A 14,579-nucleotide genomic window follows, 5' to 3' on the forward strand; every position below is an offset into this window, starting at 1 on the left:
CCTCGGTTCGGAGGAACAAGATTATCCGATCGGGTTGCCGGTCTACCTACTCGCCAGTATTCTTACTCGCGAGTAGGTACCAGGAGGTGTGTCAATGACGCTCGACCTCACCACCGAGGCGATCGCGAAGCTCAGCCCTGCCGAGCTGATCAGCACGCTGCAGCAGGTCTCGCCGGACGACCCGGCCCTCGCCGGCGTCGACATCGACGTCATCGCCCGCGGCATCGACCCGAAGAAGCTGGGCAAGGACGACTTCGCGGCACTTCTGACCGCGTTGGGCCGGCTGGCCGACGGTGGCGCTGACCTCGACCTCTCGAAGATGGACCCGTCCAACTTCGCCAGGATCATCTCGCGCGCCTCGAAGGACCAGATCGAGGCCGTGGTGGCCGATCCCGCACTGCGCGTCCGGGTGCTCGACGAGGTGTTCCGCCGCATGGAGGTCCACTTCCGCGCGGACCGTGCGGGCGCCACCCGTGCCGTCGTGCACTTCCACGTGCTGGAAGACGTCTACGAGGCCATCATCGAAGACGCTCAGTGCACCATCAACAAGGGTGTCACGCGCGAGGCCCGCGCCGTCGTGACGCTGACGCCCGCCGACTTCCTGAAGCTCGCGACCGGCAACGCCTCCGCCCCCGTGCTGTTCATGACGGGCAAGCTGAAGGTGAAGGGCGACCTCGGATTCGCGGCCGGGTTCATGAGCCTGTTCAACATCCCGAAGGCCTGACGGAGAGGTTTTGCAGTGGGTGGCTTCTCGCTCGAACTGAACGAAGACCAGACCGACCTGCGCGACTGGGTGCACGGCTTCGCGAAGGACGTGATCAGGCCGGCTGCCTCGGAGTGGGACGAGCGCGAGGAGACGCCGTGGCCGGTGATCCAGGAGGCGGCCAAGATCGGCCTCTACGGCTTCGAGGCTTTGGCGACCTGGTTCGCGGACCCGATCGGGTTGTCCTTGCCGATCGCCACGGAAGAGTTGTTCTGGGGTGACGCCGGCATCGCGTTGTCGCTGATGGGCACCGGCCTGGCCGTGGCCGGAATCTTCGCGGGCGGCGAACCCGAGCAGCTGGCCGAGTGGGTCCCGGAGTGCTTCGGCGACGAGTCGGACCCGAAGCTCGCGGCGTTCTGCGCCTCCGAACCCCAGGCGGGCTCGGACGTGGCCGGTTACCGGACGCGGGCGCGCTACGACGAGGCCACCGACGAGTGGGTCCTGAACGGCCAGAAGGCCTGGGCCACCAACGGCGGCATCGCGAACGTGCACGTGGTGACCGCAGTGGTCGACCCCTCGCTGGGCGCCCGCGGTCAGGCCGGCTTCATCGTGCCGCCCGGCACGCGGGGGTTGTCGTCGCCGGGGAAGATCAAGAAGCACGGCATGCGCGCCTCGCACACCGCTGACGTGTTCCTGGACGACGTGCGCGTGCCCGGCCGTTGCGTGCTGGGCGGTAAGGAGCGGTTGGACGCTCGGCTGGCGCGGGCACGTGAGGGACTGCGCGCGGGTGGCCAGGCCGCGATGGCGACGTTCGAGACCACGCGTCCGACCGTGGGCGCGATGGCCGTGGGTGTCGCACGGGCCGCCTACGACTACGCGCTGGAGTACGCGAAGGACCGCGAGGCGTTCGGCCGGAAGATCATCGAGAACCAGTCGATCGCGTTCGACCTCGCGAACATGCGGATGGAGATCGACGCGTCACGGCTGCTGGTGTGGCGGGCGGCGTGGATGGGGCGCAACAACGTGCCGTTCACCGCGGGCGAGGGCTCGATGTCGAAGCTCAAGGCGTCCGAGGTGTCGGTGTGGGCGACCGAGCGGGCCATCCACATCCTGGGTGGGGCCGGGTACACGCGGGAGCACCCCGTGGAGCGGATGCACCGGGACGCGAAGATCTTCACCATTTTCGAGGGGACCAGCGAGATCCAGCGTCTCGTGGTGTCGCGGATGATCTCCGGGATGCAGATCAAGTGAGCTGACGGCGGGCCGGGGCGCGGTGCCCCGGCCCGGTTCGTTCAGCAGGACAGGCCGCTGCGCCCGGTCAGCGATTCCTCGGTCGTCCGCAGGGTGGCCTCCGCCGCCGTGCACTTGTCGTTCAGCGCCTTGCTGAACGTCCACACGTCGCGCTGGCCCCGTGCGCCCTGCGTCGGCGGGGTGAACGAGCCACCGCCGACGAGGCGGATCGACGCGCGGTACAGGTTCGCCCCCTGGAGGCGGACGTGGCCGTACTTGCCGCCGCAGCCTTCGAACTGGGTGATGGTGGCCATGGTCGTGGCGCCGCGTTTGACGACACCGGTCGTGCCGATCTGCACCGCGCTCGGGCAGGTCGGCGGGGTCGGTTCTGCTGCTTGCGCTGTTCCCCCGAGAAGCAGGGCAACGCCGGTCGTGACGATTGCCAGTTTGATCAGCACGTGGTGAACGTAGGTCGCGCCGGTTAGCCGACGGTAAATCCTCGAACGCGCGGAGTAACGCGCGGACCCGCTGCTCCGATCAGCTCAGTGGATCGGCGTTAGGGGGAATCGTGATGCTCCCGAATGTGTACCTGATGGCCGCCGCGGTTCTGGCCGGTGCCGCGAGCAGTGCCTACGTCGTGACGGTCGTGGACCGTCCCGCACCGGTCGCCATCAGTCATGTCGTGCGCGTGGTCGACGCGGAGACCGTCGAGGTGCGCGAAGGCGATCGCGTCGCGGTGGTCAGGCTCGTGAACGTCGACGCTCCCGCTGCGGGCGAGTGCCTGCACGAGGAGTCCAGGAAACGGCTCGGCGAGCTGTTGCCGGAAGGGACTCCTGTCACCGTCGTGAAAGAGGGCCAGTTCGCTGCTCTGTCCACACAGGACGGACTGGTCAACGCCGCCCTCATCGCCGACGGGCTGGCGGTGCCGGTCGTCAACGGCACGCACTTCCTCGACAGGGTCAAGGAAGCGAACCACGCTGCCGCCGAGAAGCAGAAGGGGCTGCATTCGCCCGAGGTGCCGTGCACGTTGCCGGGGCAGGTCAAGGCGATCACCGAAGCGGCGGCGGTCGTGGAGGCGCAGCCGCTCAAGGCGAGCAAGGCGGAGCTGACGGTGGCGGCGGACACGGCCAGGACCGCGATCGGGCTGGTGGATCAGCTGGCCAAGCCCGGCGGGCTGACGTGGGACGCGGTGGCGCCGGTCGACCAGACGGTGTTGCTGTCGAAGGTCACCAAGGCGGTGCCGACGTTGTACCGCAAGGAGGCCGAGCTGCGGAACGTCGTGAAGGACTGAGGTGAGTGGCCCGCCGTTCCCCTGCGCCGGCGGGCCACTCACACCATCTCGTTTTGCGGTTATGGCCCGGTAAACGTCCAGGTCGGCCATATCCTGCTGGGCCATGAGGCTGTTGCCGTTGCAGTGGGCCGCGATCGTGCTGATCGTGCTCGACGCGAGCGTCGTCGTGTTCACGACGAACGGCGAGCCGGCGCTGCCCCCGTGGTGGAACTTCGTGGCGGTGCCGGCGTCCGCGGCCCTCGGCGTGTTGATGCTGGTGCGGTCGAGGGCCTCGCTCCAGGTCGGACTGTGGACGTCGGTCCGGCATCTGCGCGAGTCGTTGCCGATGTGGGCGTTGACGCTGGCCGCACTGGCGTTCTGCGGCGGGTGGATCATCGGGATTTCCACGTCGTCCGCGCGGAGCGAGCTCGGCGACCTCAACTACGAGAACGGTCAGTACACGGCGACCCGCAAGCACAAACCCGTCAAGGTGCTCACCGAAGAGCAGTACGACGCGGCCCAGGCAGCGGACCAGCGCACGTACAGCGCCTTCGGGTTGGCGATCGCCGGGGGTGTGCTCGGGTTCGCCGGCGTGGTGCGGCGGATCGAGGAGACCGGCTGATCAGGCCGGCAGCTTCAGGACCGCGCCGACGCGCTTGAGCTCGCGGCGGTGCACGGCGAGCAGCACGACGTCCTCGGCACGACGGAAGTGCAGCACCACGTAGTTCGGGTGCGGCGGGTCCTGGTCGACGATCAGCTCGACCCGGCCCTCGTCGTCGCTGAAGATGATCCGCTCGTCCCAGACGATCTTGGTGGGGCCGAAGAACAGCTCGCCCTCGTGCCACTCGCCGTCCAGGAAGACGTCACCGTCTCCGCGCGAGTGGTCTTCTCCGCTGGGCCCGAAGGCGTCGGCGATGGCTCCGCCGAGGATTTCGAACAGTGCAGACATGATCATCCCCCTTCGTTGTCACAGAAACGAGCTGGGCGCCCAGCTAGTTCCCGTCACCGCGAAGTGGATCAGCCGAAGGGCTGTCCGGCGGCGCGCAGCCAGGCCCGCTCACGCGAGTGGTCCGGCATCGCGGGCCAGCCGTTGATCTTCGCGATCAGCACCCAGTACCGCTCGGCACGCGGGTCCGCGAAGTCGGAGAACGTGCGCAGCCGCTCGACGACGCGTTCGTCGTTCGGCACGCCCAGCGCCTCCGCCCAGTTGGCGTTCACGCGGGCCACGACCTCGCGAGCAGCGTCCGACTCCGGCGCGATACCGGCCTCAAGTGCCTCTCGAGCCCGGGCGATCGCGAAGTTGAACGCCTCCATCTGGTTGTCCGACGGCGGGCCCATGTCCGCGCCGCTGCGACGCATCTCCTCGTGCTGCTGGGACATCCGCTTGATCGACGCGCGGAAGTCCGGGTCCTGCACGAGCTTCGCGAGCTCGACCCAGGCCTCCAGCTGCTCGGTCGTCGGGTCGTCCGGCAGCTCGATCCGCACGGACCGCATGCGCTGCTCGAACTGCGGATCCAGCTCGTACGGCCCGAACACCTCCTCGAAGAAGTCGTCGAGGATGCGCTGGCGCTCCTCGTCCGACATCCGTGCCAACTCGTTCATCAGTTCCATCTCCCCTCCTTTGGCGACGGCGCGCAGGACGGCACGGCGCAGCCGCAACGTCTTCATCTGCGCGTCGATCGCTTCCGCGTGTGCACGCGCCACGTCGGTCACCGTGACCTCGCGGGCGAGAATCCGCCCGGCGGTCGGCAGGTCGACTCCCAGGTCCCGCAGTGTGCGGACGAGCTTGAGCTTCGCGACGGCCTCACCGTCGTACGTCCGGTAGCCACCGACCGTTCTGGACGTGGGCGGGATGAGCCCCTGGTCGGAGTAGAACCGGATCGTTCGGACGGTGAGGCCGGTCATCCTGGCCAGCTCGCCGATCTGGTAGCGCGTCACGGGGACAACTCTGAACCCTCCAGTGACTGGAGAGTCAAACCGCATTAACCGATCGAGTTCCAGAACGAGCAGTTGTGCCTGATCAGAGCGTTGATCTGGCCGACGTGACCCAACGAGTACTCCTGGACGTTCCCCCTCGAGTACCGCGACCAACCCGGCTTGCCGGTCCGGGCGAACGTCGTCCAGTCGCGGATCATCGTCGACGCGAGCTGCTGCTGCGCCGGGTTGAGGTCGAACGTCGGGATGTCGAAGAAGTAGGAGAGCTCGAACGAGTGCGCGGCGCCGCCGGGGAAGCCCTCGGGGAAGAAGTCCTTGAACCAGCCCACCGGCGCGGTGCGGTCGGCGAACTCGTAGCCGTACGTCGGCGTGAAGCGCGAAAGCAGCCGATCGTCGGCGAGCTGGTTGCACGCCCAGACGCTGTCGGTCAGCACGGCGCCGTACGCCAGTCGCGCGTTCCCGTACGCGCTCACCGGGTACTCAGCGATGATCTCGGCTGCCTTCTCCTGCCCGAACCCCTGCTCCAGCAAACCTTGGTAGTCGAACGGTTCCGGCACGGTCGCGGCCGTCAGCCTGCCCTCGTCACGGGTGTTGCCCCAGATCAGCGGCACACGGTTGAACCGACCCGACCGCACCGCGTCGACAGGACTCACCGGCAGCACGCTGTTGCCGGTCACGACCGGGGTCTCACCGCGGTCGATCGCGGTGAAAGCCGTGGGAGGCAACGCACGCAGGCACGCGACGTCCGAGCACCCGAGCTGAGCGGAGAGGGCCACGGCTTCGGCTTCGGCCGCGGGCTTCGCGATCCAGGGGGCACCCGCGGGCTTGCCGTGGATCACGCCGTTGGCACCCCACGTCGTGGAGCACCCGCCGCTCTGCGCGATGGCCTTCTGGAACAGTCCACGAGAGCGCGGCGACGTCACGTGCGCGCACACGTCGAACGCACCGCCGGACTCACCGAAAACGGTGACGTTGCGCGGGTCCCCGCCGAACGCAGAGGCGTTGCGCTGCACCCACTTCAGCGCGGCCTGCTGGTCCTCGATGCCGTACGCGCCCGAGTCCGGCAGGTCCGGATGCCCGAAGAAACCGAAGAAGCCCAACCGGAAGTTCATGGTCACGACCACGACGTCACCCTGCACGGCCAGGCGCCGCGGGTTGAACCCGTCGCCCGACAGATAGCTGTTGCCGCCGCCGTGGAGGTAGACCATGACCGGCTTGCGGCCGTGCGTCGAGGGCGTGGTGACGTTGAGGTACAGGCAGTCCTCGTTGCTGCTCGGCTGGCCGGCACCCGCCGCCTGAGCGCAGGCGGAGCCGGGCTTGGTGGCATCACGCGGTGTCGTCCACGGCGTGACGGGCTGCGGCGAACGCCACCGCAGTTCACCAACAGGTGGCGCCGCGTACGGAATCCCTTGGTACAGCTGGCGATCGGCGAGAACCGTGCCGCGGACAGGGCCGGAGTCGGTCCGCACCAGGCCGGGCTCGCCGGCCTGTGCCACACCGATCGGGCTCGCCAGCAAGGCCGCGGCGATCAACAAAGACAGTCGCTTGCGCACGTCGTGTGTCCCCTCAGCAGAAGCGTTGACACACCTGCGTCGAACGGGCGGCCCGCTTTCGACAGCCGCGCGCACCCTCACATACCAGCTGTCCAGTTGGTCCGAACGAGCTAGTGACGCAGCCGCGTGACCTGTGGAAACGTGGATGGCGTCGGTATTCGCCTGGGGGGCCAGCATCGATTTGCGACCTTCGTCGAAGGTCTGTTCGGTGTGCGCCGACCCTGTTGGTTCTGGGGGAATCAATGCGTTCGTTTTCGCGTGCGGTGAAAGCCGCCCTCGGCACTGTCGGACTCGTCGCCGCGCTGCTCGGTGCAGTCGCCGCACCGGCCAACGCCGAGGCGTCCGGCCCGGCGAGAACTGTGGAGGAGGCACTGCGGCAAGCAGGCGGCATCAGTGAGGGAATCGCCGCGGACCTGCCACCTGAGGTGGTCGCGAGTGCGAACCCGTCGGTCTGCTTCAGCGGTCACGTCCAGGACATCGGCTGGCAGCCCTGGGAGTGCGACGACGGCGGCAACCTGGCCTACGCGGGTACTGAGGGCCAGGGCCTCAGGCTCGAAGCGCTCCGGGTCGCTCCATCGGGCACAGGCGGTGTGACCTGCGTGCAGGCACACGTTCAGAACGTGGCCTGGCAGAAGCCGGTGTGCGTGAACGACGGACGAATGGCGGAGATCGGCACGCAGGCCCAGAGCCTGCGGATGGAGGCGTTCGCGTTCAGCAGCAGCACCCGGGAGGTGTGTGCAGAGGCCCACATGCAGAACAGCGGCTGGCTGGGCGAAGACTGTGAGCCCGCCGGCAAGACCGCCGTCGTCGGCATCGTGACCCTGGGCCTGCGAATGGAAGCCCTCCGGGGCCGGATCAACTAGAGGCCTGGCCTGACGTAGTGGGTGTTTCCTTCGCCAGGAAGAAAACACCCACTTCCTGCGCTCGCCGACGAAATCCGGAACGATCTCGATCGTGTCGACGACCCTGGCGTGGTTCGAACGCGCGTTCGCCGCTTACTGGTCTCCTGTGCTGGCAGCGCTCGTGCTGTTCTGGGCGTATCGACTGGGAAAGCGCGCCCTGGCCATCTGGGCAGGGCACGACGTCGACTTCCCGGACTCGAAGCCGTCCAAGGAGACCGAGCCGGGCGTCAAGGGATCGATGGCGTGGGCGGTCGTCAAGTGGCTGACCCTCGCGATCGTGCTGGCCTGCGCGACCGGCTACGGCCTCTTTCTGGTACTCGGCAGTCCTTCCCTACCGGACCGGAACACCTTCACGACGAGCGAGCTGCTGGATCTCATGAAGATCGGGCTCGCGGTGGTCGGTGGACTCGGTGCGGTCGTCGCGCTCGCCGTCGCCTACCGCAAGCAGCAGGTCTCCGAAGCGGCTCACCTCATGGCCGCTGGTCAGGAGCTCCGCGAACACACCAAGTTCTTCAACGAACGCTACGTGAGCGCCGCGGAACAGCTGGGGCACGAGCGTTTTGCCGTGCGGCTGGCCGGGGTCTACGCCATGGTCGGACTGGCGGACGACTGGCCGGCGGGGCGACAGACGTGCGTCGACGTGCTGTGCGGTTACCTGCGAACCCCGTACCCGGAGGACGATCCGACCGAACGGGAAGTGCGGCAGGAGATCATCAAATCCCTGCTGGACCACGTCTGGGACTTCCGGGCCGGGGAGCAGCGGGTCCGCATGGACTTCAGGAAGGTCCAGTTCGAGGACCTGGACCTGTCCCGCCGGAAGTTCAGCGGCGAGATGGACTTCGAGAAGGCCGTCTTCCAGGGCGAGCTGACCAACATCGCGGACTGCGTCTTCACCGGCAAGGTCAACTTCAGTGGAGCGATCTTCAAGTCCGGGACGACGTCCTTCGCCGGCTCGACGTTCGAGAGTGCCACCGTGCTCTTCCACCGCACGGAGTTCCGCGGAAACCGGGTGGAATTCACCCAATCCGTCCTGTCGGACAGCGAGCTCAGCTTCGCGGAGGCGACTGTCGGGGACGGGATGACGGTGACGTTCCGGGACGTGCAGGCGCAACACTCGACGATCTCGTTCGAGGGTGTCCACCTCCGCAACGCGGAACTCGACTTCGCTGACGTGTCCTTCCTGCCGTCGAAGGCCTACCGGAAGGTGTCGAACATCAGCCTGCGCAGGGTGGTCGCGGAAGCGACTGCGCTGACGTTCAGGGGAAGCAAGATCAACGACACGAACCTGCGCCTCGACGGGGCGGAGTTGGCCGACTGCGCGATCGACGTCAAAGACCTCGAGCTGATCAAAACGACTGTTCTGGCACACGGCCTGATGCCGGTCGAAGCAGTCAAGCTGTTCCACAGCCTCACCGGCGCGATGCAGAAGGTCCCCGTGCCGGAGCACGGGGACCTTCGTCAGGACGAACCTCAGTAGGTCATCGCGATGCCCGGCTCGGCCAGCAGCGCGCCGACGTCCGCCAGGAACTGCGAGCCCTGCTGCCCGTCGACCACGCGGTGGTCGAACGAGAGCGCGAGCTGGCAGATCTTGCGGATCTTGATCTCGCCGTCGACCACCCACGGCATGTCGCGGATCGCGCCGAGCGCGAGGATCGCGGACTCGCCGGGGTTGAGGATCGGCGTGCCGGTGTCGACGCCGAAGACGCCGACGTTGGTGATCGTGATGGTGCCGTTCATCATGTCGGCCGGCGAGGTCTTGCCGTCACGGGCGACGGTGGCGAGCTCGTCCAGCGCGACCGCGAGTTCCTTCAACGACATCCGGTCGGCGTCGCGGACCTTCGGGACCACCAGGCCGCGCGGCGTTGCGGCCGCGATGCCCAGGTGGACGTAGTCCTTGTAGACGATCTCCTGGGCCGCCGCGTCCCACGTGGCGTTGACGTCCGGGGTGCGGCGCGTGGCGAGGACGACCGCCTTGGCGCAGAACGCCAGGGGCGTCAGCTTCACGCCGCGGAACTCCGGCGCGTTCTTGAGCTTCGCGCGCAGTTCCATCATCGGCGTCACGTCGACCGTCAGGAACTCGGTGACGTGCGGTGCGGTGAACGCGCTGTCCACCATCGCCTGTGCGGTCGCCTTGCGGACGCCCTTGATCGGCACCCGGCGTTCGCGCGTGCCGTTGTCCACGAAGGACTGCGCTGCCGGAGCAGCGGCCGGGGCCGACACGGCGCTTTCCACATCCTCGCGCGTGATCACGCCGTCGGGGCCGGAACCCGTGAGCGCGTACAGGTCGACGCCGAGGTCCTTGGCCAGCTTGCGCACCGGTGGCTTGGCCAGCGGCACGTACCCGCCGGGAGCCCGGACCGGAGCCGGCGCGGCGACCGGTGCCGCGACCGGAGCGGGAGCAGGAGCGGGTACGGGCGGGGCCGCCACGGCAGCGGCCGGAGCAGCCGCCGGTGCGGCGGTGTCCTTGCGCGCACGACGCTTGGCCGCACCGGACTTCGGGCCGTAGCCCACGAGCGTCGCGATGCGTCCGCCCGGCATCTCCTCGCCGATCTTGCCGGACGAGGTGCCGTTCGCTTCTGCCGCAACAGGAGCGGGAGCAACGGCCGCGCCACCGGGGTCGGTGTCGATCGTGATGATCGGGACGCCGACCTCGACGGTCTGGCCGGGCTCGGCCAGCAGCTCGGTCACGACGCCGGCCCACGGGCACGGCAGCTCGACGGCCGCCTTGGCCGTCTCGATCTCGACGATGATCTGGTTGACCGTGACGGTGTCACCGGGCTTGACGTGCCAGGTGAGGATCTCGGCCTCGGTCAGCCCCTCTGCCGTGTCGGGCAGGGGGAATTGCTTGTACTGCGGCATTTCCGGTGTTCCCCTTACCAGGCGAGAGAGCGGTCGACGGCGTGCAGCACCCGGTCGAGGTCGGGGAGGAACTCCTCCTCGAGCTTCGACGGCGGGTACGGGGTGTCGAAACCGGTCACCCGCAGCACCGGTGCCTGCAAGGAGTAGAAGCACTCCTGCTGGACCTTGGCTGCAATCTCACTGGCGATCGAGGACTCGGACGGCGCCTCGGACACGACGACCAGCCGGCCGGTGCGGCGCACCGACTCGAACACGGGCGCGAGGTCCAGCGGCGACAGCGTGCGGAGGTCGATGACCTCCAGCGACGTGCCGTCCTCAGCGGCCGCGTTGGCGGCGTCGAGAGAAGTGCGCACCATCGGGCCGTACGCGACCAACGTGGCGTCCGTGCCGGAACGCAGCACGCGCGACTCGAACAGCTTGCCGGGCTGGGCCGTGGTGTCGACCTCGCCCTTCTCGTAGTAACGGCGCTTGGGCTCGAAGAACAGCACCGGGTCGTCGCAGTCGATCGCCTGCTGGATCATCCAGTAGGCGTCGGCCGGGTTCGAGCACGAGACGACCTTGAGGCCGGCGGTGTGCGCGAAGTACGACTCGGGCGACTCCGAGTGGTGCTCGACGGCACCGATGCCGCCACCGAACGGCACGCGGATCACGATGGGCATCTTGATCTTGCCCTGCGTGCGGTAGTGCAGCTTCGCGACCTGCGACACGATCTGGTCGAAGCCTGGGAAGATGAAGCCGTCGAACTGGATCTCGCACACCGGGCGGTAGCCGCGGATCGCGAGGCCGACGGCGGTGCCGATGATGCCGGACTCCGCGAGCGGCGTGTCGAGCACGCGCTGCTCACCGAAGTCCTTCTGCAGACCGTCGGTGATTCGGAAGACACCACCGAGCTTGCCGATGTCCTCGCCCATCATGATGACCTTGGGGTTGGCCTCCATGGCCGCCCGCAGGCCCATGTTGAGCGCCTTCGAGATCGTGAGCGTCTGCACCGGGGTCGCCGGGGCAGCGGCGGTCGAACGATCCATCGTCGGAGCAGCCATCAGTGCTCACCTCCAGCAAAACCCGAGACGTAGTCGAGGAACTCATCGCGCTGCGCTTCGAGGTTGGGGTTCCCCTCCGCGTACACGTTGCTGAAGATCCGTTCCGCGGGCGGGTCGGGCATGTTCGTGCAGAACTCCCGCAGCTCCTCGCCCAGCTTGTCCGCGTCCGCCTCGACGCCGTCGAAGAACTCGCTGTCCGCCCACTGCTGGCGCACCAGGTAGACCTTGACCCGCTCGATCGGGTCCTTGAGCTTCCACATCTCCAGCTCGTCCGACAGCCGGTAGCGGGTCGGGTCGTCGGAGGTGGTGTGCGCGTCCATCCGGTAGGTGAACGCCTCGATCAGGATCGGTCCGTTGCCGTGGCGGCACTCGTCCAGAGCCCACTTCGTCACGGCCAGCGTCGCGAGGACGTCGTTGCCGTCGACCCGGATGCCGGGGAAGCCGTAGCCGCGGGCGCGCTGGTACAGCGGCAGGCGCGACTGGCGCTCGGTGGGCTCGGAGATGGCCCACTGGTTGTTCTGGCAGAAGAAGACGAGCGGCGCGTCGTACACAGCCGCCCACACGAAGCCTTCGTGCACGTCACCCTGGCTGGTCGCGCCGTCGCCGAAGAAGCACATGGTGGCTTCTCCCTCGTCGTCGCCGACCCTGCCGTCGAACTTCTGGCCCATCGCGTACCCGGCCGCGTTGAGGACCTGGTTGCCGATGACGATCGTGTACGGGTGGAAGCGCTTCTCGACCGGGTCCCACGTGCCCTGGTCGGTGCCGCGGAAGATGCCGAGCAGCTCCGTCGGGTTGATCCCGCGGGTCCACGCGATGCCGTGCTCGCGGTAGCTCGGGAAGGCCATGTCGGTCTCGCGCATCGCGCGGCCGGCGCCGATCTGCGCGGCCTCCTGACCGAGCAGCGGCACCCAGATGCCGAGCTGGCCCTTGCGCTGCAGCGCGTTCGCCTCGCGGTCGACCCGCCGGATCAGGACCATGTCGCGGTACAGGCCGCGCAGCTCCTCCGGCGTGATGTCGATGTCGAAGTCGGGGTGCGTGACGCGCTCACCCTCGGGAGTGAGGAGCTGCACCAGGTCGGCGCCACCCTCGTCTGTCGCTCGCAAGCCTGCGATCACCTGTTCCGCTGTCGGTTTTGCGGCAGTGGCGGCCGGCGCTGCGTCCGGCTCAGGGTGCGTCCATTGCTCAGGGGACGACATGCGCCTTCTCCTCTGTCTCTCCGACCGCCTGGTCGCTCGTGACGACCTCGTGCGGCGACGTCGGCGGTCGCCGCCAACCCTGTGGGGCCGGAGGCAGCCGTCGACGGTGACGGTGGCTTACGACCACATCCTGACACGGCCCCACCCGTGTTGGTGAGACCCGTCCCACTTCGTAACACACGAGTCAACGTTCTGATCAGCGACAACAGTCGGAGGTTCGACCTTTTGTCCTCCAACTAGGCCGTCCGATTACCGGACGTCGCTGTCCCGGTTACCGATCGTTAACTTCGCCAGGGGCCTCCTGGGAAGAGCCTAAGGACGCGAGCAGAGCCGGAGTCGTGACAGGATCGAGAGGTGGACCGCTCAGTTGTGACCAGCACTGTCAGGGCGCTCTGGGACGACGACATCGTCCCGAGCCTGTCTCAGCTCGTCGCCGTGCCGGCGATCTCGCCCGCGTTCGATCCCGCCTGGGAGGAACACGGCGAACTGGCCGCCGCGATCGAGCACGTGCGGGCGTGGATCGCCTCCCGCGACCTGCCCGGCGCGACCCTGGAGGTCGTCCAACTGGCGGGACGAACGCCGCTTCTGGTGGTCGACGTGCCGGCGTCCGGTAACGCGGCCGACGACACGGTGTTGCTCTACGGACATCTCGACAAGCAGCCGCCGGTGGGTGGCTGGGGCCCCGGGCTCAGCCCCTGGACCCCGGTGCTGCGTGACGGACGTCTCTACGGCCGCGGCTCCGCGGACGACGGTTACTCCGGATATGCCGCAATCGCCGCGATCGAGGCCGTGCGCGCGGCGGGCGGCTCGCACAGCCGGTGCGTCGTCCTGCTGGAGACCGGCGAGGAGTCGGGTTCGCCCGACCTGCCGGCGTACCTGGAGCACCTGTCGGACCGCTTGGGCCGCGTGTCGCTGGTCGTCTGCCTGGACTCGGGCGGCTCGGACTACGAGCGCATGTGGCTGACCACGTCGCTGCGCGGGTTGGTGCAGGTCACGGCCACTGTTCGGGTGCTGGAAGGTGGCATGCACTCCGGGATGGCATCCGGGATCGTGCCGTCGTCGTTCCGGATCGCTCGGCAGTTGCTGGACCGGCTGGAGGACTCGGCCACCGGTGAGGTTCTCGTGCCCGAGATGCACGTCGAGATCCCCGAGCACAGGCTCACCGAGGTCAGGGAGGCCGTCGAAGCCGCGCCGGGTGCGTTGTGGGGGTCGGTGCCGCGGGTCGGCGAGCTGCGGCCGATGTCGGACGACGAGGTAGAGCTGGCCCTGAACTCCGGGTGGCGGCCGACCCTGTCCGTCACGGGCGCCGAGGGCCTGCCGCTTCCAGACGACGCGGGCAACGTGCTGCGCCCGTTCACGACTTTGGTCTTGTCGTTCCGGTTGCCGCCCACAGCTGATGCTGCTGCGGCGTTGGAGGCGGTTCGGGAGCGGCTGACCACCGATGTGCCCTATGGCGCGACCGTCGAGCTTTCGCGGATCGAGTTCGCTGACGGCTGGAACGCGCCCGAGCTCGCGCCGTGGTTGTCGGCAACGCTGGACGATGCCGGCAAGGAGGTCTTCGGGTCGCCGTGGCGGACGGTGTCGCTGGGCGGCTCGATCCCGTTCATGGGGCTGCTGCACGAGGCGTACCCGGAGGCGCAGTTCCTGGTGACCGGCGCCGTCGGGCCGGACTCCAACTGCCACGTGCCGGACGAGTGGCTGCATCTGGCGCACGCGGCTCGGGTCACGGAGGCGGTGGCGCTGGTGCTGGACGCGCACGCGTCTCAGCGCTGAGCTCCTCCAGGAACGCCAGACCTGTCGCCGGGTTGCTCCCCGCGTACGTCCTTGCTCTTGCCAGGGCTTTGACGTGCGCGGGACCACCTCGGTCAGGTCGTCGGTGAAGTGGTTGCGA

Annotated in this window: 14 protein-coding genes; 7 read left to right on the top strand and 7 right to left on the bottom strand. The window is 68.2% G+C overall.

Features of this window, described 5'->3' with window-relative positions:
• Positions 1–94 precede the first annotated feature (94 nt).
• Together AOM45_RS01235 and AOM45_RS01240 are read left to right on the top strand one after the other, a co-directional pair.
• Complete coding sequence (locus AOM45_RS01235) at positions 95–724, top strand: SCP2 sterol-binding domain-containing protein (protein ID WP_030465759.1); 630 nt, start codon at positions 95–97, stop codon at positions 722–724.
• Positions 725–739: 15 nt separating this feature from the next.
• Complete coding sequence (locus AOM45_RS01240; RefSeq protein WP_030465758.1) at positions 740–1,954, top strand: acyl-CoA dehydrogenase family protein; 1,215 nt, start codon at positions 740–742, stop codon at positions 1,952–1,954.
• Positions 1,955–1,995: 41 nt separating this feature from the next.
• Here AOM45_RS01240 and AOM45_RS01245 read toward each other — a convergent pair whose 3' ends face one another.
• Positions 1,996–2,391 carry a hypothetical protein gene (locus tag AOM45_RS01245; RefSeq protein ID WP_156093598.1) on the bottom strand — a complete coding sequence of 132 codons (396 nt, stop codon included), beginning with the start codon at positions 2,389–2,391 and terminating at the stop codon, positions 1,996–1,998.
• A gap of 113 nt (positions 2,392–2,504) precedes the next feature.
• Between AOM45_RS01245 and AOM45_RS01250 the strand changes: the two genes are divergently transcribed.
• Entirely contained in the window at positions 2,505–3,224 is a 720-nt protein-coding gene (locus AOM45_RS01250) for a thermonuclease family protein (protein ID WP_156093597.1), read from the top strand.
• A gap of 103 nt (positions 3,225–3,327) precedes the next feature.
• Positions 3,328–3,825, top strand: coding sequence for a hypothetical protein (locus tag AOM45_RS01255; RefSeq protein WP_030465755.1), 498 nt, complete (start codon positions 3,328–3,330; stop codon positions 3,823–3,825).
• Here AOM45_RS01255 and AOM45_RS01260 read toward each other — a convergent pair whose 3' ends face one another.
• From AOM45_RS01260 to AOM45_RS01270, 3 genes are all read right to left on the bottom strand, one after another.
• Complete coding sequence (locus AOM45_RS01260) at positions 3,826–4,152, bottom strand: hypothetical protein (RefSeq protein ID WP_156093596.1); 327 nt, start codon at positions 4,150–4,152, stop codon at positions 3,826–3,828.
• 68 nt (positions 4,153–4,220) lie between these two features.
• Positions 4,221–5,141 (bottom strand): helix-turn-helix domain-containing protein, encoded by a 921-nt coding sequence (locus AOM45_RS01265; RefSeq protein ID WP_030465753.1) that lies wholly within the window; start codon positions 5,139–5,141, stop codon positions 4,221–4,223.
• A 44-nt stretch (positions 5,142–5,185) separates the two neighbouring features.
• Complete coding sequence (locus AOM45_RS01270) at positions 5,186–6,691, bottom strand: carboxylesterase/lipase family protein (protein WP_051782839.1); 1,506 nt, start codon at positions 6,689–6,691, stop codon at positions 5,186–5,188.
• 242 nt (positions 6,692–6,933) lie between these two features.
• Here AOM45_RS01270 and AOM45_RS01275 point away from each other — a divergent pair, with 242 nt between their 5' ends.
• On the top strand, positions 6,934–7,554 hold the full coding sequence (locus tag AOM45_RS01275) for a hypothetical protein (RefSeq protein WP_051782838.1): 621 nt from the start codon (positions 6,934–6,936) through the stop codon (positions 7,552–7,554).
• A gap of 91 nt (positions 7,555–7,645) precedes the next feature.
• Positions 7,646–9,070, top strand: coding sequence for a pentapeptide repeat-containing protein (locus AOM45_RS01280; protein WP_051782837.1), 1,425 nt, complete (start codon positions 7,646–7,648; stop codon positions 9,068–9,070).
• Here AOM45_RS01280 and AOM45_RS01285 read toward each other — a convergent pair.
• From AOM45_RS01285 to pdhA, 3 genes are read right to left on the bottom strand one after another with little or no spacing between them, the layout of a single operon-like run.
• A complete protein-coding gene (locus AOM45_RS01285) occupies positions 9,064–10,452 on the bottom strand; it encodes a dihydrolipoamide acetyltransferase family protein (protein ID WP_030465749.1) in 1,389 nt (462 codons plus the stop codon). The two genes, AOM45_RS01280 and AOM45_RS01285, sit on opposite strands and share 7 nt — an antisense overlap.
• 14 nt (positions 10,453–10,466) lie before the next feature.
• Entirely contained in the window at positions 10,467–11,492 is a 1,026-nt protein-coding gene (locus AOM45_RS01290) for an alpha-ketoacid dehydrogenase subunit beta (RefSeq protein WP_030465748.1), read from the bottom strand.
• A complete protein-coding gene (pdhA, locus tag AOM45_RS01295; RefSeq protein WP_030465747.1) occupies positions 11,492–12,688 on the bottom strand; it encodes a pyruvate dehydrogenase (acetyl-transferring) E1 component subunit alpha in 1,197 nt (398 codons plus the stop codon). Before pdhA ends, AOM45_RS01290 begins: the two co-directional genes overlap by 1 nt.
• A 354-nt stretch (positions 12,689–13,042) precedes the next feature.
• Between pdhA and AOM45_RS01300 the strand changes: the two genes are divergently transcribed.
• Complete coding sequence (locus AOM45_RS01300) at positions 13,043–14,461, top strand: M20/M25/M40 family metallo-hydrolase (RefSeq protein WP_030465746.1); 1,419 nt, start codon at positions 13,043–13,045, stop codon at positions 14,459–14,461.
• The last annotated feature ends 118 nt before the right edge of the window (positions 14,462–14,579 follow it).

Origin of the sequence: Lentzea aerocolonigenes, assembly GCF_000974445.1 — a bacterium.
Taxonomy (GTDB): domain Bacteria; phylum Actinomycetota; class Actinomycetes; order Mycobacteriales; family Pseudonocardiaceae; genus Lentzea; species Lentzea aerocolonigenes.

Bases quoted from the DNA above. Each gene is read 5' to 3' on its own strand.
- AOM45_RS01275 (WP_051782838.1), top strand. From the start codon at position 6,934: ATGCGTTCGTTTTCGCGTGCGGTGAAAGCCGCCCTCGGCACTGTCGGA.
- AOM45_RS01255 (WP_030465755.1), top strand. From the start codon at position 3,328: ATGAGGCTGTTGCCGTTGCAGTGGGCCGCGATCGTGCTGATCGTGCTC.
- AOM45_RS01260 (WP_156093596.1), bottom strand. From the start codon at position 4,152: ATGTCTGCACTGTTCGAAATCCTCGGCGGAGCCATCGCCGACGCCTTC.
- pdhA (WP_030465747.1), bottom strand. From the start codon at position 12,688: ATGTCGTCCCCTGAGCAATGGACGCACCCTGAGCCGGACGCAGCGCCG.
- AOM45_RS01250 (WP_156093597.1), top strand. From the start codon at position 2,505: ATGCTCCCGAATGTGTACCTGATGGCCGCCGCGGTTCTGGCCGGTGCC.
- AOM45_RS01235 (WP_030465759.1), top strand. From the start codon at position 95: ATGACGCTCGACCTCACCACCGAGGCGATCGCGAAGCTCAGCCCTGCC.
- AOM45_RS01285 (WP_030465749.1), bottom strand. From the start codon at position 10,452: ATGCCGCAGTACAAGCAATTCCCCCTGCCCGACACGGCAGAGGGGCTG.
- AOM45_RS01290 (WP_030465748.1), bottom strand. From the start codon at position 11,492: ATGGCTGCTCCGACGATGGATCGTTCGACCGCCGCTGCCCCGGCGACC.